The following is a 15,831-nucleotide window of genomic DNA, read 5'->3' on the forward strand; positions in this document are numbered from 1 at the left end:
TTGCTCACGGCAGCAGCAGCGCTGAGTCCCCGAACTCGTGCCACAGGTAGCCGTTCGCGACAGCTTGGTCGTACGCCGCCTGCGTGAGCGCTCGTCCGGCCACGGCCTCGACCAGCAGGAGGTGAGAGGCGTGCGGGTCGTGCCAGCCGGTGATCAACCCGTCGACGACCTCCGGCGGCGCGGCCGGCGTGACGACGCGGTCGGTCCAGCCGGCGTTGGCGACGACGGCGCCGTCGCACACGGCCGACTCGAGCGCCCGGGTCGCCGTGGTGCCGACCGCGATGACCCGACCGCCTCCGGCCCGCGCGGCGTTGATCGCACGGGCGCTCGGCTCCGGCACCTCGAACCACTCCGGCCCGGGCGCCTCGCCGGCCTCCTGCGAGGAGAAGCCGGTGTGCAGGGTGACCGGTGCGAACGCCACCCCGCGGGCGACCAGCCCGGTCACCAGCGCCTCGGTGAAGGGCCGCCCGGCCGAGGCCATCTCGACGCTGCCGGGCCGCGTGCCGAAGACCGTCTGGTAGGCGGACAGGGGATAGCGCCGGTCGAGGTAGCCGTAGGCGATCGGCCGGCCCGCGCGTGCCAGCGCTGCATCGAGGTCACCGCGCACACGGCCCCGCCACAACCGGTTGCCCTGCCCCGTCGGGGAGGAGCCCCGCTCGGTCGGCCAAGGTCCGACCAGCGTCACACGCGCGACGCCGAGGCGCACCACGTCACCGTGCTGCGCGTCCAGCACGGCCCGCGCCGCGTCGGGAGCCGAGCGCAGCTCGACCACCCGCTCTCCCCCGTCGAGCCGGGCCGCCACGTGCAGCACCACGTGCTCGTCGTGCAGGGTCGCGTCGAGCTCACCCGGGACCGTCGCTGAGTTGTTGACGACCAGCACGTCGCCGGCGCGCAGGTGCTCGGGCAGGTCACGGAACCTCGCATGGCTGATGCCGTCCGGCGTGCCCACGAGCAGCCGCACCTCGTCCCGCGCCAGCCCCCGCCACTCGGCGGGCCGCGGCGCGAATGCCGACGCCTCGAAGTGCACTCCCGGCGCCTCGCTGAGCGTGGTCATCAGAAGTCCTCCGCCCGGTAGCGCCCGGACGCGGGACGCCGGTCGAGGAGGCGGAGCAGCCTCGGCACAACCGACTCCGGCAGCGGCCGGTCCGAGATGTCCTCGCCCGGGAACGCGTCCTGGTGCATCTGGGTGCGCATGTCGCCGGGGTCCACGGCGAAGGCCGTCACGCCGACCTCGGCCGCGAAGGTGAGCGTCACGTGGTCGAGCGCAGCCTTGCTGGCGCCGTACAGGCCCCAGGTCTCGTAGTGGTTGACGGCCGCATCGGAGCTGATGGACACGATGACCGACTCCTGGGGGCGCAGCCACGGCAGCAGCTCGCCGGTGAGGACGAGCGGTGCGCCGATGTTGGTGCGCCAGACCTCCATCAGGTCCGGGATGCCCACCTCGGCCAGCGGGCGCATCGGCAGCGGCCCGAGGGTGCTGGCGTTGTGGACCAGCAGGTCGAGGCGGCCTCGCTCCCACACCGCGTTGACGAGCGCCGAGCGGTGGTCGGCGTCGGTGATGTCGCCGATGATCGCGGTGACACCTGCGGGGAAGTCCGCCTCCTTGACCCTCCCCTCGTGCCGTCCGTCGGTGATGACGTGCCAGCCGTCGGCTGCCAACGCCCTGGTCAGGGCGAGCCCCAGGCCCGCCGTTCCTCCGGTGACGAGAGCCACCCGTGCTTGTGTGTTCGTGGTCATGCGGCAATCATTCAAGTTGAAGTTAACTTGAGTTCAAGGGGAGATCATGGACAAGCACGATCAGCTGCCGATCGGCGAGATCGTCGAGCGCAGCGGGTTCGCTGCCTCGGCCCTGCGCTTCTACGAGTCCGAGGGCCTGATCGAGGCGACGCGCTCGGGCGGCGGGCAGCGCCGCTTCGAGCGCAGCGTGCTCCGCCGGCTGGCCTTCATCCGGGCCGCGTCCAACGTCGGGCTGACGCTCGAGGAGATCAAGGAGGAGCTCTCCCGGCTGCCTGCCAACCGCACGCCCACCAAGGCCGACTGGCAGAAGATCTCCCGGCACTGGGGTGCCCGCCTCGACGAGCAGATCGCCGCCCTGCAGCGGCTCAAGGGCGGACTCGAGTCGTGCATCGGCTGCGGCTGCCTGAGCCTCCAGCGCTGCGCCTTCTCCAACCCCGGCGACTGGGTCGCCAGCTCCGAGAACGCGCCCGGGGCAGGCCTCCTCCCCGACTCGCTGCGCAAGCCGCACCCCACCCGGCGCTGACTCAGCCGGAGGGTACGGCGACGGGCGCAGGCGCTTCCTCGGCCAGCAGGCGCCGTACGACCGACTCGCAACCGCCGCAGCCGGTGGTCGCGCGCGTCGTCTCGCGGCAGGACTCGAACGACGAGCAGGCGCGGATCGCGCCGGCGCTCACGCCCGCGCAGGCGCAGACCTCGGCCTCGTCGGGCAGCACCACCGGAGCCGAGGCGGGCTCGCCGAGGAGCAGCTGACCCGGTTCGTCCGGCCCGAGCACGGTGCCGCGGTCGTAGAGCTGGGTGATCAGCCCGACCCGCGACAGGTCGCCGACGAGCGCGGCGGCGACGATCACCCCGCCCTCGACGACGAGTCGTCGGTGCGAGCCGGCGATCGGGTTCGTCATCTCGACGACCTCGCCGACCGCCCGCTCCGGGTCGCCCAGCACGGCGACCTCGAGGTCGGTGGCCCGCAGCCGGGCGACGCTGCGCGAGCCGTCGTAGCGCATGGTGCCCCCGGCGAGGACGTCGGCGAGCACGCCCGCCTGCTCCCAGGCGGGCGGCACGAAACCGGTGACGCGACGACGGTGCTCGGCGCAGTCGCCGATCGCGTGGATGCGCTCGTCGGTGATCGAGCGCAGCGACGAGTCGACGACGACGCCGCGACGCACCATCAGTTCCGCCCGCCGGGCCAGCGCCGTCGAGGGCCGCCCGCCGGCGGTCAGCACGACCAGGTCGGCGCTCAGCTCGTAGCCGTTGTCGAGGCGCACGCCGTCCTCCGTCATCTTGATCGCGCGTGCGCCGGTGTAGACGTCGGTGCCGAGGCGACGCAGGTCGCGCGCGAGCACCCGGCCGCCCGGCTCGCCGAGCTGGGAGGCGAGCAGGTGCTCCGCACCCTCGACGATCTCGGTGTGCAGGCCGCGGATCGACAGCGCCCGCGCGACCTGGAGTCCGAGCAGTCCCCCGCCGACGACGACGGCGCGCGCACCCTCGACGGCCGCGTCGTCGAGACCACGGCAGTCGGCCAGCGACCGGAACGCGTGCACGCGCGGGTGCAGCGAGCCGTCCCAGCGGACCAGCCCGCGGATCGGCGGCAGCGTCGGGATCGATCCGGTCGCGAGCACCAGCCGGTCGAAGGGGAGACGCGTCCCGTCGACCAGCATCACCTCGCCGGCGCCACGATCGATCTCGAGCACCCGCGCGCCGAGTCGCAGGTCGACGCCCTGCGCCGCGAACCACGAGGCAGGCCGCAGCGTGATCGCGTCGATGCTGTGGGTCCCCTCGAGCACCGCCGACAGCAGGATTCGGTTGTACGGCGCATGCTGCTCGTCCGCAAGCACCGTCACCGATCCGGCGTAGGAGCGGGAGACGAGCTCCTCCACGAGACGGACGGCGGCCATGCCGCCGCCGATGACCACGAGGCGTTCAGACATCCAGCACCTCGGGTTCTCGGGACGGTCGCGGGACGACCTGCTCGAACGCCGAGGAGACCGTCGCTGCGCACACCTTGAACTCCGGCATCCGCGAGGCCGGGTCGAGGGCGTCGTTGGTCAGCCGGTTGGCACCGACCCAGTGGAACGGCACGAAGATCGTGTCCGGCCGGATGGTCGTGACCACCCGCGCGGGGGCGCTCATCGTCCCGCGCCGGGTGGCGACGTTCACCAAGGACCCGTCCACGGCGCCGATGCGTCCGGCCAGCATCGGGTGCAGCTCGACGAAGGGCCCGGTGTCGGGGAGATCGCGCACCCGACGAGTCTGCGCTCCGGACTGGTACTGCGCGAGCACCCGACCGGTCGTGAGATGCACGGGATAGTCGGCGTCCGGCACCTCGGCCGGGCCGCGGTGCTCGACGACAAGAAACCGAGCGAGCCCGTCAGGGTGGGCGAAGGAGTCCACGAACATATGTGGTGTCCCCGGATGAGAAACGGTCGGACATGGCCAGAAGACGCCGTGCTCGGTGACGATCCGGTCGTAGGTGATCCCGGCGTAGTCCGCCTTGCCGCCGGCCGAGGCGCGGCCGAGCTCGGAGAAGATCTCCTCGGGCTCGACGGAGAACGGGATCGGCGAGCCGAGCCGGGACGCCAGCCCGGCGATCACGTCGAGGTCGGACCGCACGCCCGACGGCGGGCTGACGGCTCGCTGCCGCAGGATCACCCGTCCCTCGAGGTTGGTCATCGTGCCCGTCTCCTCGGCCCACTGCGTCACGGGCAGCACGACGTCGGCGATGGCGGCGGTCTCGGACAGGACGATGTCGGCCACGACGAGCAGGTCGAGCGCCTCGAGCCGGGAGGTCACGTGCGTCGCGTTGGGCGCGGACACCACGATGTTGGAGCCGAAGACCAGCAACGCGGACGGACCGTCAGCCTGGCCCAGCGCGTCCAGCAGCTCGTACGCCGATCGCCCCTTCCCCGGCAGCGAATCGGGAGCGACTCCCCACACGCCCGCGACGTGCGAGCGCGCGGCCGGGTCGTCGATCATCCGGTAGCCGGGCAGCTGGTCGGCCTTCTGCCCGTGCTCGCGGCCGCCCTGCCCGTTGCCCTGCCCGGTCAGGCAGCCGTAGCCCGCGCCGCGCTTGCCGGGCATCCCCAGCGCCAGGGCGACGTTGATCCAAGCCAGCACCGTGTCGGAGCCGGTCGCATGCTGCTCGGCACCCCGTGCGGTGAGCACCATGACGCGAGAAGCCCCGCCCAGCAGCGCAGCCAGCGCGCGCACTTCTGACGCCTGGACCCCCGTCATGCGCTCGACCCGCTCGGGCCACCACGCGCCCGCGGAGTCACGGACCGCCTCCCAGCCGCTCGTCCGGGCGGCGATGTAGTCCTCGTCGACCAGCCCGCCCGCGACGAGCAGGTGCAGGACTCCGAGCGCCAGCGCCAGGTCGCCGCCCGGGACGGGCTGCACGAACACGTCGGCACGGTCTGCTGTCGCCGTACGGCGCGGATCGATCACCACGACCTTGCCCCCGCGCTCCCGGACGGCGTCGAGGTGGCGCGCCGCCGGCGGCATCGTCTCGGCCATGTTCGACCCGACGAGCACGACGACGTCGGCCTCCTCGATGTCGGCGAGCGGGAAGGGCAGGCCGCGGTCCAGCCCGAAGGCCCGGGTGCCGGCCGAGGCGGCCGACGACATGCACCAGCGGCCGTTGTAGTCGATCTGCGAGGTGCCGAGCGCGACCCGGGCGAACCTGCCGAGCTGGTAGGCCTTCTCGTTGGTCAGCCCACCGCCCCCGAAGACACCAACCGTGTCGGGTCCGTGCGTCGCCTTCAGTGCGAGCAGCCGGGTGGCGATCGTGTCGAGCGCCTCGTCCCAGCTGACAGGCGTGAACTCACCGGTGGCCCGGTCGCGCAGCAGCGGCGTCGTGAGCCGCTCCCGGCCGGCGTAGAGGCCGGCGGCGCTCCAGCCCTTGCGGCACAGCGCACCCCGGTTGACCGGGAACTCCTCCCACTCACTGACCTCGGGGACCGCCGGGCCGCGTCGGGAGACGCGCATCCCGCACTGCAGCGAGCAGTAGGGACAGTGGGTGGTCGTCATCAGACGTTTGCTCCCGCAAGGCTCGGCGCCCGGCCGGCGAAGCTGGTCGTGCGGACGTAGACGAACCAGGTCGTGGCCAGGCAGATGACGTAGAAGCCCGCGAACACCCCGAAGGCGACCTTGATCGCCGAGACCGGGTCCTCGATCCACGGGGCGCCGAAGGTCATCGGGATCAGGAAGCCGCCGAGCGCACCCACCGCACCGGCGATGCCGATGACCGCACTGGACTCCTTGGTCGCCTTGAGCATCGCCGCGCCGGCTGTCTCGGGGGTCGCCTTGCGTCGAGCCTCGATGGCCAGGATCAGCGGGATCATCCGGTAGGTCGAGCCGTTGCCGATGCCGGACGCGGCGAAGATGAACAAGAAGGCCACGAGGAACCACGGGAAGAGCTCGGAGTTGGCGTTGACCGCCGCGACGACCTCGTCGCTGTAGGGGGACGCCGCCGAGCCGCCGGCCGTGTTCGTGGGTACGGCGACGAGCAGCGTCAAGGTGTAGATCACGCCGAGCGTGCCGGCGATCATCGCGACGAACGTCCAGAGGGTGACCCGCGCTCCGCCGTACTTGTCCGCGAGCCAGCCGCCGAAGGGACGGGCGACGGAGCCGACGAGGGCGCCCAGGAAGGCGTAGTAGGCGAAGTTGATGCCGATGCCCGGCACGGTCGGGACCGGCTGGTTCCAGAAGTTGAGCTTGATCAGCAGCGGCATCGCGGCGGAGTAGCCGATGAACGAGCCGAAGGTGCCGATGTAGAGGAACGACATCACCCAGGTGTGCTTGTAGGAGAGGACCTTCAGCTGCTCGCGCGGGCTCGACTTGGCCCCGGAGAGGTTGTTCATGAAGAACCAGGCGGCGACCGCGGCGACCACGGCCAGGACGGCGTAGAGGTAGCCAGCGCGCTCGAGGTGGAAGCCGCCCTCGCTCGCCTTGACCAGGCCGAAGATGCCCGCGCCGCCGACGACGATCGGCAAGAAGAGCTGGATGACGGCGACACCGAGGTTGCCGCCCGCAGCATTGAGCCCGAGCGCCATGCCCTTCTTCTTGGTGGGGTAGAAGAAGTTGATGTTGGCCATCGAGCTGGCGAAGTTGCCGCCGCCCAGGCCCGCGGTCGCGGCGATCAGGCAGAACACCCAGTAGGGCGTCTCCGGGTGCTGCACGGCCCACGCGAAGAGCAGCGTGGGGACCAGCAGCGCCGTGGCGCTGACGATGGTCCAGTTGCGACCGCCGAACTTCGGCACCGCGAAGGTGTAGGGCAGCCGGATCAGGGCGCCGACGAGGTTGGGGATCGCGACGAGGAGGAAGAGCTGGCTGACCGTGAACGTGAAGCCCGCCTTCGGCAGCAGGGCCGCGCTCACCGACCAGAGCAGCCACACCGAGAACCCGAGGTGCTCGGAGAAGATCGACCAGATCAGGTTGCGCTTGGCGACCTTCTTCCCGGTCGACTCCCAGAACGCGTCGTCCTCGGGCGTCCAGTGGTCGATGGTCACGCCGCCTCGGTAGTTGTCCATGCCGGGAACGTAGGTCGGCGAGGTTTCGCGCTCGCTTCGGTTTGTTTCACGCAGGAGTCAACTTGTCCTCACGCCCTCACGGACCCGCTGCTCGAGCACGTGCGCCCGCGCCGGGCCGGGACCACGGCACCTACCCTTGCGCCATGCCTGCTGCCGTCGTCATCGTCGCCGCGGGCTCGGGCACCCGCGTCGGCGCCGAGATCAACAAGGTCCTGCTGCCGCTCGGCGACCGCGCCGTGCTCGCCTGGTCGGTGCGCGACGCCCTGGCCGCCGATGACGTACGCCGTGTGGTGGTCGTGGTCCGCCCTGCCGACCGCCCCGCGGTGGCCGACGCGCTCGCGCCCCACCTCGGCGACGCGAAGGTCGTCCTGGTCGACGGGGGCGCGACCCGGCACGCCTCCGAGTGGGCCGCGCTCCAGCACCTGGCGCCGGCGATCGAGGCCGGCGAGGTCGACCTCGTCGCCATCCATGACGGCGCCCGCCCGCTCGCCGGTGTCGCGCTGTTCGAGGCGACGCTGGCCGCCGCCCAGACGCACACCGGCGCCATCCCGGTGGTCCCCGTGCGGGACCTGCTGACGACCGGTCTCGAGCCGGTGGTCGGCGAGCTCGGCGGCGTACAGACCCCGCAGGCGTTCCGGGCGGACCTCCTGTTGGCAGCGCACCGCACTGCTGCCGCGTCGGGTTTCGAGGGCACCGACACCGCGGCCGTGCTGGCCGCCCACGGCGACGTCGACATCGCCGCCGTGCCCAGCAGCCCGGCCAACCTGAAGATCACGTTCGCCGAGGACGTGGCTCTCGCCGAACGGCTCCTCAGCCTGCGGTGAGTGCCTCGAGGATCGCGATGTCCTCCGCGGAGGTGACGCGGCGGGCGGAGGCCGGGGCCTCGACGAGAACGACGCGGTGGGACCTGGCCAGCGTCGCGACCAGGGCCACGAGATCCGTGCCGGGCTCGTCCTGCATGGCCGAGACGACCGAGGGCGGCAGCACCACCGGGGACACGACCGAGGTGAGGGCGTCGCGGTCCACCGTCTCGCCGACCATGCCGTCGGCCACGCGCTTGACGGTGTCGGTGACCGGCCGGGTGGCGACCACGACGACGTCGTCGTCCAGCGCGCGGCGTACGCACGTCGCGATGAAGTCGGCGGGCGTCATCGGGCACAGCGCGTCGTGCATGACGACCGGCTCCTCGGAGCGGCGCACGGCGTCCCAGGTGATGCCGCTGTCCAGCGGCGTGACCCCGGCCTCGCCCAGCGCCCAGGCGGCGCACGCGACGAGCGCCTCGCCGTGGATCAGCGAGTAGGGCAGCGACCCGCGGTCCTCGTCGAGCACGATCCCCAGCGCGGCGGGCAGGTCGTGGTCGTATCCGTCGTACAAAGTCTCAGTCATCGCTCGCACACCGTATGACGGATCGAAATGAGCGAAGGCCCCCGGGAGGATCCCGGGGGCCTTCGTGGCTCACTGCTGCGTCAGGACGCGAGCACCTCGTCGAGGATGGCCTCGGCCTTGTCCTCGTTGGTGTGCTCGGCGAGCGCGAGCTCGGAGACGAGGATCTGGCGAGCCTTCGCCAGCATCCGCTTCTCGCCGGCCGACAGGCCGCGGTCACGCTCACGGCGCCACAGGTCGCGGACGACCTCGGCCACCTTCATGACGTCGCCGGAGTGCAGCTTCTCCAGGTTGGCCTTGTAGCGGCGCGACCAGTTGGTCGGCTCCTCGACGTGCGCGGCACGAAGGACGTCGAACACGCGCTCGAGACCCTCCTTGTCGACGACGTCGCGGACGCCCACGAGGTCAAGGTTCATGGCCGGGACCCGAACGACCAGGTCCTGCTGGGCAACAATCCGAAGAACGAGGTATTCGCGGTCCTCACCCTTGATCGTCCGCGTCTCGATCTCCTCGATGACAGCAGCCCCGTGATTTGGGTAAACAACCGTTTCGCCGACGGTGAAAGTCATGTATTTGTACCCCTTCCTAGGTGACCAGTCTAACACGCTCCCGGAGTGCCCCTGACATCGTTTGCGCAGGTCAGAGGCCCCATGCGGTCTTGACAGACAGCGCATCGTGTGGTCCGGCCCGCCAGGAATCGCCCGGGCAAACCCCGTCAATGACCCCTGCGGCGGCGAAGATGTGCGCACAATGCGTGCCATGTCGCCCCTCAAGCGCCAGCGCAGACGCGCGCCCGCGGACGCCCCGGTTCGTACGCCGCAGGCCGCCCCGACGCCGCCACCGCCCCCAGCGCCGTCGCTGGCCGACGACAGCCCCGCCGCGACCCGGCGTCCGTTCCGCCTCGGGCAGACGCTGCCGGTGCTGCTGGTGAGGGCGGCCCACCCCAAGCAGGCCCTGCTCACCGCGCTCGGCCTGGCCGCCGCCGCGGGCCTCGCCGGCCGGCCGCTGCGGGAGATCGGCTTGGCGTTCGTGACCGTGCTGGTCGGCCAGACGATCCTCGGCTGGGACAACGACCTCGTCGACCGCGTGCGCGACGAGCGCCACGAGACCCCCGGCAAGCCGATCGGCGCCGGACTGCTCGACCCCGGCACCGTGTGGTTCAGCCTCACCTGTGCGCTGCTCCTCGTCGTACCCCTCGCCCTCAGCGCCGGCGAGCGAGCCGGCGGCGCCTACCTCATCGCCCTGCTCATCGGCCTGGTCGGCAACCGGGTGCTGCGCGGCAGCGTCCTGTCCTTCCTGCCGTGGGTGCTGCAGTTCGCCCTCTACCCCGCCTACCTCGCGTACGGCGGATGGAACGGCACCGGCGCCGACACCCCGCCCACCGTGCTGGTCACGGTGCTGGCCGGCCTGCTCGGCCTGGGCGTCCACCTGCTGCGCGCACTGCCCGGCCTGGTGCCGGACAACCAGGACGGCCTGAAGTCGCTGCCGCTGCGCATCGCGCTCAAGACAGGGGCGGCCCGGCTGCTCGTGCTGGCGGGGGTCTTCACGGCCGCGATCGTGGCGGGCCTCCTCATCGCGGGACAGGCGATCGGACTGACCTGAGTCGACGCTAGGCTGTGCGCCATGCAGCTCCGACGCTCCTTCGCGCTCACGACCGCCGCCGTCGCACTCGCCACGGCCGGCCTCTCCTCGTGCGGCTTCGACTACGCGACCGACCGTGAGTACACCCCCGGCGTGGGGACCAACGACCGCGACGGCACGGTCGACGTGCTCTCCGCCGTCGTCGTCTCCACCGAGCCGGGCTCCGGCACCTTCATCGCCTCGCTGTCCAACGGCGACCAGGAGACCGATGTCGCGCTGACCGAGCTCGCCCTGACCGACGGCACCCCCGTCGAGCTCGAGCCCGTCGTGGTCGGCAAGGGCGCGCTGGTCAACCTCGCCGAGCCCGCCGCCGAGATCAAGGTCACCGGTGAGTTCGCGGCAGGCGACTTCGTCGAGCTGTCGCTGGCCTTCGACAACGGCGAGCGTGTCGTGATGGACGTGCCCGTCGTCGAGAACGAGGGTTACTACGCCGACCTCGACGGCCCCGCGCCGGCCGAGGAGCCCACCGAGGACGCCGAGCACTCGACCGAGTCCGAGCACTGAGCCACCGCTTCTGTCCCCGGAAGGGATCTCGATGACCTACACCCTGGTCCTGCTCCGCCACGGCGAGAGCGACTGGAACGCCAAGAACCTCTTCACCGGCTGGGTCGACGTGGCCCTCACCGAGAAGGGCCGCGCCGAGGCAGTCCGCGGCGGCGAGCTGCTCACGGAGGCCGGCATCCTGCCGGACGTCGTGCACACCTCGCTGCAGCGCCGCGCGATCAACACCGCCGCGCTCGCGCTCGACGCCGCCGACCGCCACTGGATCCCGGTGAAGCGCTCCTGGCGCCTCAACGAGCGCCACTACGGCGCCCTCCAGGGCAAGGACAAGAAGCAGACCCTCGAGGAGTACGGCGAGGAGCAGTTCATGCTCTGGCGCCGCTCGTTCGACACCCCGCCGCCGCCGCTGGACGACTCCTCGGAGTTCTCCCAGGTGGGCGACCCGCGCTATGCCGACCTCGGGTCGGAGATGCCGCGCACCGAGTGCCTCAAGGACGTCATCGCGCGCTTCCTCCCCTACTGGGAGTCCTCGATCGTGCCTGACCTGCAGGCCGGCCAGACCGTCCTGGTCGCTGCCCACGGCAACAGCCTGCGCGCGCTCGTCAAGCACCTCGACGGCATCTCCGACGAGGACATCGCGGGCCTCAACATCCCGACCGGGATGCCGCTGCTCTACCGCCTCGACGAGTCCCTCAAGCCCACCGTCGCCGGTGGCGAGTACCTCGACCCCGAGGCCGCGGCCGCCGCTGCGGCTGCCGGCGCCAACCAGGGTCGCTGAGCCGAAAGCCCGACTGGCCGGCGTCGGACTCCCCTGACGCCTGCATCGCACGGCTCCGCTGCGCCGTACCTCATGAGGTTTGCGTCAGGTTCGTGAGTGTTGCAACACCCGAGAAGGTTCGGTTCCCCCGCAGATGCGGGGGAACCGAACCTTCTCGAGGTTTTCAGTCGTCGTGGCGCGAGACCTGCTGGCCGGTGACGACGAAGATGACGCGATTGGCGATCGAGACGGCGTGGTCGGCGATGCGCTCGTAGTAGCGGCCCAGCAGCGCGATGTCGACGGCCGCTTCGACGCCGTGCGCCCAGTCGTCGCCGAGCAGCTCGGCGAAGCTGCGCCGGCGCAGCTGGTCCATGATCTCGTCGTCGCGGCCGAGCTCGATCGCTGCCTCGACGTCGCGGTCGGCGATGATCGACTTCACGCGACGCACCATGTCCTCGGCGGTCTCGGCCATCTTGACCATGGTGTCGCGGATGGAGTCGGGTACGGCGATGTTGGGCACGCGCAGGCGAGCGATCTTGGCGACGTGGACCGAGAGGTCGCCCATCCGCTCGAGCTCGCTGACCATCCGCAGCGCGGAGACGACCACGCGCAGGTCACCGGCGACCGGCTGCTGCAGCGAGAGCAGCGCGAAGGCGTTGTCCTCGACCCGCTCGCGGTTGGTGTCGATGGCCTGGTCGGCGCTGATCACCTCTTCGGCGATGGCCGCATCGCCGGTGAGCAACGCTGCCGTCGCGCGGTTGACCGCGGTCTCCACTTGGCCGCACATTTCCGCGAGGTCGATGAAGATGCCGTCGAGCTGGTCATGGAAGGCTTCACGCATGTGCGAAGCCTACGGGCGCGCGCGTGGGGCCCGCCACGCCTGAGGTGAACTGAGCGTGAACAGTGGGCGCTCGGCGTCCAGTGGGCGAATTCGACCTGTCACGATGCGTACGATCACGGTGTGGATCCGACGATGCAGGCAGCGTTGGCGGCCGTCATCGGGGCGATCGTCGCCGGCGGTGGCGTGCTCGCCTGGCACATCAGCGATCGACAGCAGTCCCGCCTCCCCCACGTCGAGGAGCCGCTCGTGCCGCCCGGTGTGGCCGCGGTGCTCTCCGTGCTCCGCTCCAGCGCCGTCGTCGTCGACCCCGACGACCACGTGCTCAAGGCGTCCGCGCCGGCCTACGCCCTCGGCCTGGTCCGCGGCAGCGAGGTCCTCGTCAGCGACCTGACCGCGCTGATCCGCCAGGTCCGCCGCGACGGCCAGATCCGCGAGACCGAGCTCCACCTCGGCACCGACAACGCCACCTCGCGCACCGTCATCGCGCGGGTCGCGCCACTGGGCTCGCGCCTGGTCCTGGCCTTGGTCGAGGACCGCACCCGCGAGCGTCGCGTCGAGGCCGTACGCCGCGACTTCGTCGCCAACGTCAGCCACGAGCTCAAGACGCCGGTCGGCGCGATCCGGCTGCTCGCCGAGGCCGTGACCGAGGCGGCCGACGACCCCGAGGCCGTGGAGCGCTTCGCGTCGCGCATGCTCACCGAGAGTGACCGGCTGACCAAGCTGGTCCAGCAGATCATCGAGCTGTCCCGCCTGCAGGGCGACGACCCGCTCGAGGCGCCGGTCCCGGTGTCCCTCGACGACGTGGTCGCCACGGCCGTCGACACCAGCACGATCGACGCGGGCGCCAAGAACATCACCCTGGTCACCACCGGCGACCACGAGCTGGAGGTCTTCGGCTCCCTCGACCAGATCAGCGCCGCGGTGAGCAACCTGGTCGCCAACGCCGTCGCCTACTCCGACGCCGGCTCGCGCGTGCTGGTCAGCACCAAGTCGCTGGGCGACACCGCGCAGATCTCGGTCGTCGACCAGGGCATCGGCATCCCCGCGCGGGAGATCGACCGCATCTTCGAGCGCTTCTACCGCGTCGACCCCGCCCGCCACCGCTCCACCGGCGGCACCGGGCTCGGCCTGTCGATCGTCAAGCACGTCGCGGCCACCCACGGCGGTGACGTCAGCGTCTGGTCGGTGGAGGGGCAGGGCTCGACCTTCACCCTCACGCTGCCGCTCAACCCGCACAGCCACAGCGGTCCCTCGGAGCCGGTGGCGATGATCGCGCCCCCGCGCCGTACACCCGCCGCTCCCCCGCGCCCCACCCCACGAACCAAGACAGACGACGCCACCCACGGCGTCAGCACAGGACAGCAGGAGGTTCGCCCGTGACCCGGGTACTCGTCGTCGAGGACGAAGAGAGCTACAGCGACGCACTCGCCTACATGCTCCGCAAGGAGGGCTACGAGGTGGCGATCGCCGCCGACGGCAACTCCGCCATCGCCGAGTTCGAGCGCAACGGCGCCGACATCGTGCTGCTCGACCTGATGCTGCCCGGCCTGCCCGGCACCGAGGTCTGCCGCCAGATCCGGCAGACGTCCAGCGTGCCGGTGATCATGGTCAGCGCGAAGGACGACGAGGTCGACAAGGTGGTCGGGCTCGAGCTCGGCGCCGACGACTACGTCACCAAGCCCTACTCCCCCCGCGAGCTCGTCGCCCGCATCCGCGCCGTGCTGCGCCGCGGCCAGGAGCCCGACCTGCTGCCCGACACGCTCGAGGCGGGGCCGGTGCGCATGGACGTCGAGCGCCACGTCGTCACCGTCGACGGCACCGAGCAGCGGCTGCCGCTCAAGGAGTTCGAGCTGCTGGAGATGTTCTTGCGCAACCCGGGGCGGGTGCTCACCCGCGGCCAGCTCATCGACCGCGTCTGGGGCTCCGACTACGTCGGCGACACCAAGACCCTCGACGTGCACGTCAAGCGGCTGCGCGCCAAGCTCGAGCCCGACCCGAGCGAGCCGAAGTACCTCGTCACCGTGCGCGGTCTGGGCTACAAATTGGATCTGTAGGGCCGCGGCGGGAAGTCGGGGTTCCGTGTCCGGAATCCGCTCGCGTCGCGTCATGGCCGTCCGTAGCCTTGACTCGTGACAACGACTCCCGGCACGACGCCGACCCAACCCGTCGAGACCGTGCCCGCGGGCACAGCGCCGGTGAGGGCGTGGCTGCCGCTCGTCGCGGTGGCCACGACGCTCGTGCTCTGGGCCAGCGCCTTCGTCGGCATCCGCCACCTCGGTGAGTCGGTCCCGCCGGGCGCGCTCTCGCTGAGCCGGCTGCTCGTGATGGCGCTCGCGCTGCTCGCGCTGATGCGCGGCCGGATCCCCCGCCTGCCCACGAGGCGGGAGTGGCCGCTGATCGCCGCGGGCGGCGCGAGCTGGTTCGGTGTCTACAACCTGGCCCTCAACGAGTCGGAGCGGCGCATCGACGCCGCCACCGCGGCGCTGATCGTCCAGATCGGCCCCCTCCTGGTCGCGCTGCTCGCGACCTTCTTCCTCGGCGAGCGACTGACCAAGTGGCTCGTCATCGGCATGGGCGTCGGGTTCTCCGGCGTCGTGATCATCGGCCGCGCCTCCTCCCAGGGGGACAACGGCGACCTCACCGGCGTGCTGCTCGCGGTCGTGGCCGCTGCCACCTTCGCCATCGGCGTACTCACGCAGAAGAAGCTGCTGCCGCACATGGGCGCCCTGGACCTGACGTTCTGGTATGCCGTGGTCGGCGCCGTCGTCTGCCTGCCGTGGGCCGGCCAGACCGTCTCCGTGCTCGGCGACGCGAGCGCCGACACGCTGTGGTGGATCCTCTACCTCGGCATCTTCCCGAGCGCGATCGCCTTCACCACCTGGGCCTACGCCCTCAGCCACGCCGACGCCGGCAAGTTCGCCCTGTCGACCTTCCTCGTCCCGTTCATCACTGCCCTGATGGCGTGGTTCCTGCTCGACGAGGTGCCGCCCGCGCTGGCCTTCGTCGGCGGCGGGCTCTGCATCGCGGGTGTGCTGCTGACGCGCCGCAAGCCCGCCCGACGCGCGTCCTGACCTGCCATCATGCGTCCATGACTGTCGTCGCCAACGTCCTCGTCGGGCTGGTTGCCGCCTTGCACGCCTGGTTCCTGGTCCTCGAGATGTTCCTGTGGACCAAGCCGGCCGGTCGTGGCGCGTTCGGGCTGACGAAGGAGTTCGCCGAGGAGACCAAGGCCCTCGCCGCCAACCAAGGTCTCTACAACGGGTTCCTCGTCGCCGGCCTGGTCTGGGGCCTGATCGACGACAACCTCGCGTTCAAGGTCTTCTTCCTCGGCTGCGTCGTCGTCGCCGGTGTGTACGGCGCCGCGACGGTCAGTCGCAAGATCCTCGTCGTGCAGGCGGTGCCGGCGGTGCTGGCATTCGGTGCGGTGCTGCTCGCCCGCTAGTCAGCCG

The 15,831-nt window shown here is 71.2% G+C and carries 17 protein-coding genes; 9 read left to right on the plus strand and 8 right to left on the minus strand.

Going from position 1 to position 15,831, the window contains the following annotated elements:
* Window positions 1-4 precede the first annotated feature (4 nt).
* Window positions 5-1,054, minus strand: a complete 1,050-nt coding sequence (locus CF8_RS15805) for an S-adenosylmethionine:tRNA ribosyltransferase-isomerase (protein ID WP_010834110.1) — start codon at window positions 1,052-1,054, stop codon at window positions 5-7.
* Entirely contained in the window at window positions 1,054-1,737 is a 684-nt protein-coding gene (locus CF8_RS15810; RefSeq protein ID WP_010834111.1) for an SDR family NAD(P)-dependent oxidoreductase, read from the minus strand. Before CF8_RS15810 ends, CF8_RS15805 begins: the two co-directional genes overlap by 1 nt.
* 46 nt (window positions 1,738-1,783) lie before the next feature.
* On the opposite strand from CF8_RS15810, the gene soxR reads away from it, so the two are divergent.
* The gene (soxR, locus tag CF8_RS15815) at window positions 1,784-2,260 is read left to right on the plus strand and encodes a redox-sensitive transcriptional activator SoxR (protein ID WP_010834112.1); all 477 of its coding nucleotides are present in this window, start codon (window positions 1,784-1,786) and stop codon (window positions 2,258-2,260) included.
* Window position 2,261: 1 nt separating this feature from the next.
* On the opposite strand, the gene CF8_RS15820 is transcribed toward soxR, so the two are convergent.
* Genes CF8_RS15820 through CF8_RS15830 form a run of 3 tightly spaced genes read right to left on the minus strand, consistent with a single transcriptional unit; the run spans window position 2,262 to window position 7,259 of the window.
* Window positions 2,262-3,662, minus strand: coding sequence for an FAD-dependent oxidoreductase (locus tag CF8_RS15820; protein ID WP_036491231.1), 1,401 nt, complete (start codon window positions 3,660-3,662; stop codon window positions 2,262-2,264).
* Window positions 3,655-5,757, minus strand: a complete 2,103-nt coding sequence (locus CF8_RS15825) for a molybdopterin oxidoreductase family protein (RefSeq protein ID WP_010834114.1) — start codon at window positions 5,755-5,757, stop codon at window positions 3,655-3,657. Before CF8_RS15825 ends, CF8_RS15820 begins: the two co-directional genes overlap by 8 nt.
* Complete coding sequence (locus tag CF8_RS15830; protein WP_010834115.1) at window positions 5,757-7,259, minus strand: MFS transporter; 1,503 nt, start codon at window positions 7,257-7,259, stop codon at window positions 5,757-5,759. Before CF8_RS15830 ends, CF8_RS15825 begins: the two co-directional genes overlap by 1 nt.
* Window positions 7,260-7,402: 143 nt before the next feature.
* Between CF8_RS15830 and CF8_RS15835 the strand changes: the two genes are divergently transcribed.
* Window positions 7,403-8,083: an IspD/TarI family cytidylyltransferase gene (locus tag CF8_RS15835; RefSeq protein ID WP_010834116.1), complete on the plus strand. Its 681-nt coding sequence runs from the start codon at window positions 7,403-7,405 to the stop codon at window positions 8,081-8,083.
* Here the strand turns inward: CF8_RS15835 and CF8_RS15840 are convergent.
* Window positions 8,070-8,645, minus strand: coding sequence for a 2-C-methyl-D-erythritol 4-phosphate cytidylyltransferase (locus CF8_RS15840; RefSeq protein WP_036491233.1), 576 nt, complete (start codon window positions 8,643-8,645; stop codon window positions 8,070-8,072). The genes CF8_RS15835 and CF8_RS15840 overlap by 14 nt on opposite strands.
* A gap of 80 nt (window positions 8,646-8,725) precedes the next feature.
* Window positions 8,726-9,211 carry a CarD family transcriptional regulator gene (locus CF8_RS15845; RefSeq protein ID WP_010834118.1) on the minus strand — a complete coding sequence of 162 codons (486 nt, stop codon included), beginning with the start codon at window positions 9,209-9,211 and terminating at the stop codon, window positions 8,726-8,728.
* A gap of 190 nt (window positions 9,212-9,401) precedes the next feature.
* Here CF8_RS15845 and CF8_RS15850 point away from each other — a divergent pair, with 190 nt between their 5' ends.
* Genes CF8_RS15850 through CF8_RS15860 form a run of 3 tightly spaced genes read left to right on the plus strand, consistent with a single transcriptional unit; the run spans window position 9,402 to window position 11,562 of the window.
* Window positions 9,402-10,244 (plus strand): UbiA family prenyltransferase, encoded by an 843-nt coding sequence (locus tag CF8_RS15850; protein ID WP_010834119.1) that lies wholly within the window; start codon window positions 9,402-9,404, stop codon window positions 10,242-10,244.
* Window positions 10,245-10,265: 21 nt separating this feature from the next.
* On the plus strand, window positions 10,266-10,787 hold the full coding sequence (locus CF8_RS15855; RefSeq protein WP_010834120.1) for a hypothetical protein: 522 nt from the start codon (window positions 10,266-10,268) through the stop codon (window positions 10,785-10,787).
* 31 nt (window positions 10,788-10,818) lie between these two features.
* Window positions 10,819-11,562, plus strand: a complete 744-nt coding sequence (locus CF8_RS15860) for a phosphoglyceromutase (RefSeq protein ID WP_010834121.1) — start codon at window positions 10,819-10,821, stop codon at window positions 11,560-11,562.
* 163 nt (window positions 11,563-11,725) lie between these two features.
* Here CF8_RS15860 and phoU read toward each other — a convergent pair whose 3' ends face one another.
* Window positions 11,726-12,382, minus strand: a complete 657-nt coding sequence (gene phoU / locus CF8_RS15865; protein WP_010834122.1) for a phosphate signaling complex protein PhoU — start codon at window positions 12,380-12,382, stop codon at window positions 11,726-11,728.
* Between the two features lie 120 nt (window positions 12,383-12,502).
* On the opposite strand from phoU, the gene CF8_RS15870 reads away from it, so the two are divergent.
* From CF8_RS15870 to CF8_RS15885, 4 genes are all read left to right on the plus strand, one after another.
* On the plus strand, window positions 12,503-13,762 hold the full coding sequence (locus CF8_RS15870) for a sensor histidine kinase (RefSeq protein ID WP_010834123.1): 1,260 nt from the start codon (window positions 12,503-12,505) through the stop codon (window positions 13,760-13,762).
* Complete coding sequence (locus CF8_RS15875) at window positions 13,759-14,436, plus strand: response regulator transcription factor (RefSeq protein WP_010834124.1); 678 nt, start codon at window positions 13,759-13,761, stop codon at window positions 14,434-14,436. The genes CF8_RS15870 and CF8_RS15875 overlap by 4 nt, the downstream gene beginning before the upstream one ends.
* Before the next feature lie 75 nt (window positions 14,437-14,511).
* On the plus strand, window positions 14,512-15,453 hold the full coding sequence (locus CF8_RS15880) for a DMT family transporter (RefSeq protein ID WP_198016863.1): 942 nt from the start codon (window positions 14,512-14,514) through the stop codon (window positions 15,451-15,453).
* 17 nt (window positions 15,454-15,470) lie between these two features.
* Window positions 15,471-15,824 carry a DUF1304 domain-containing protein gene (locus CF8_RS15885; RefSeq protein ID WP_010834126.1) on the plus strand — a complete coding sequence of 118 codons (354 nt, stop codon included), beginning with the start codon at window positions 15,471-15,473 and terminating at the stop codon, window positions 15,822-15,824.
* Window positions 15,825-15,831: the final 7 nt, after the last annotated feature.

This window comes from Nocardioides sp. CF8, assembly GCF_000389985.1.
Taxonomy (GTDB): domain Bacteria; phylum Actinomycetota; class Actinomycetes; order Propionibacteriales; family Nocardioidaceae; genus Nocardioides; species Nocardioides allogilvus.

What these genes read in the sequence shown, in the direction of transcription:
- CF8_RS15830 (WP_010834115.1), bottom strand. Translation starts at nt 7,259, where the DNA reads ATGGACAACTACCGAGGCGGCGTGACCATCGACCACTGGACGCCCGAG.
- CF8_RS15860 (WP_010834121.1), top strand. Translation starts at nt 10,819, where the DNA reads ATGACCTACACCCTGGTCCTGCTCCGCCACGGCGAGAGCGACTGGAAC.
- soxR (WP_010834112.1), top strand. Translation starts at nt 1,784, where the DNA reads ATGGACAAGCACGATCAGCTGCCGATCGGCGAGATCGTCGAGCGCAGC.
- CF8_RS15845 (WP_010834118.1), bottom strand. Translation starts at nt 9,211, where the DNA reads ATGACTTTCACCGTCGGCGAAACGGTTGTTTACCCAAATCACGGGGCT.
- CF8_RS15840 (WP_036491233.1), bottom strand. Translation starts at nt 8,645, where the DNA reads ATGACTGAGACTTTGTACGACGGATACGACCACGACCTGCCCGCCGCG.
- CF8_RS15855 (WP_010834120.1), top strand. Translation starts at nt 10,266, where the DNA reads ATGCAGCTCCGACGCTCCTTCGCGCTCACGACCGCCGCCGTCGCACTC.
- CF8_RS15885 (WP_010834126.1), top strand. Translation starts at nt 15,471, where the DNA reads ATGACTGTCGTCGCCAACGTCCTCGTCGGGCTGGTTGCCGCCTTGCAC.
- CF8_RS15805 (WP_010834110.1), bottom strand. Translation starts at nt 1,054, where the DNA reads ATGACCACGCTCAGCGAGGCGCCGGGAGTGCACTTCGAGGCGTCGGCA.
- CF8_RS15825 (WP_010834114.1), bottom strand. Translation starts at nt 5,757, where the DNA reads ATGACGACCACCCACTGTCCCTACTGCTCGCTGCAGTGCGGGATGCGC.
- CF8_RS15820 (WP_036491231.1), bottom strand. Translation starts at nt 3,662, where the DNA reads ATGTCTGAACGCCTCGTGGTCATCGGCGGCGGCATGGCCGCCGTCCGT.
- phoU (WP_010834122.1), bottom strand. Translation starts at nt 12,382, where the DNA reads ATGCGTGAAGCCTTCCATGACCAGCTCGACGGCATCTTCATCGACCTC.
- CF8_RS15850 (WP_010834119.1), top strand. Translation starts at nt 9,402, where the DNA reads ATGTCGCCCCTCAAGCGCCAGCGCAGACGCGCGCCCGCGGACGCCCCG.
- CF8_RS15810 (WP_010834111.1), bottom strand. Translation starts at nt 1,737, where the DNA reads ATGACCACGAACACACAAGCACGGGTGGCTCTCGTCACCGGAGGAACG.
- CF8_RS15835 (WP_010834116.1), top strand. Translation starts at nt 7,403, where the DNA reads ATGCCTGCTGCCGTCGTCATCGTCGCCGCGGGCTCGGGCACCCGCGTC.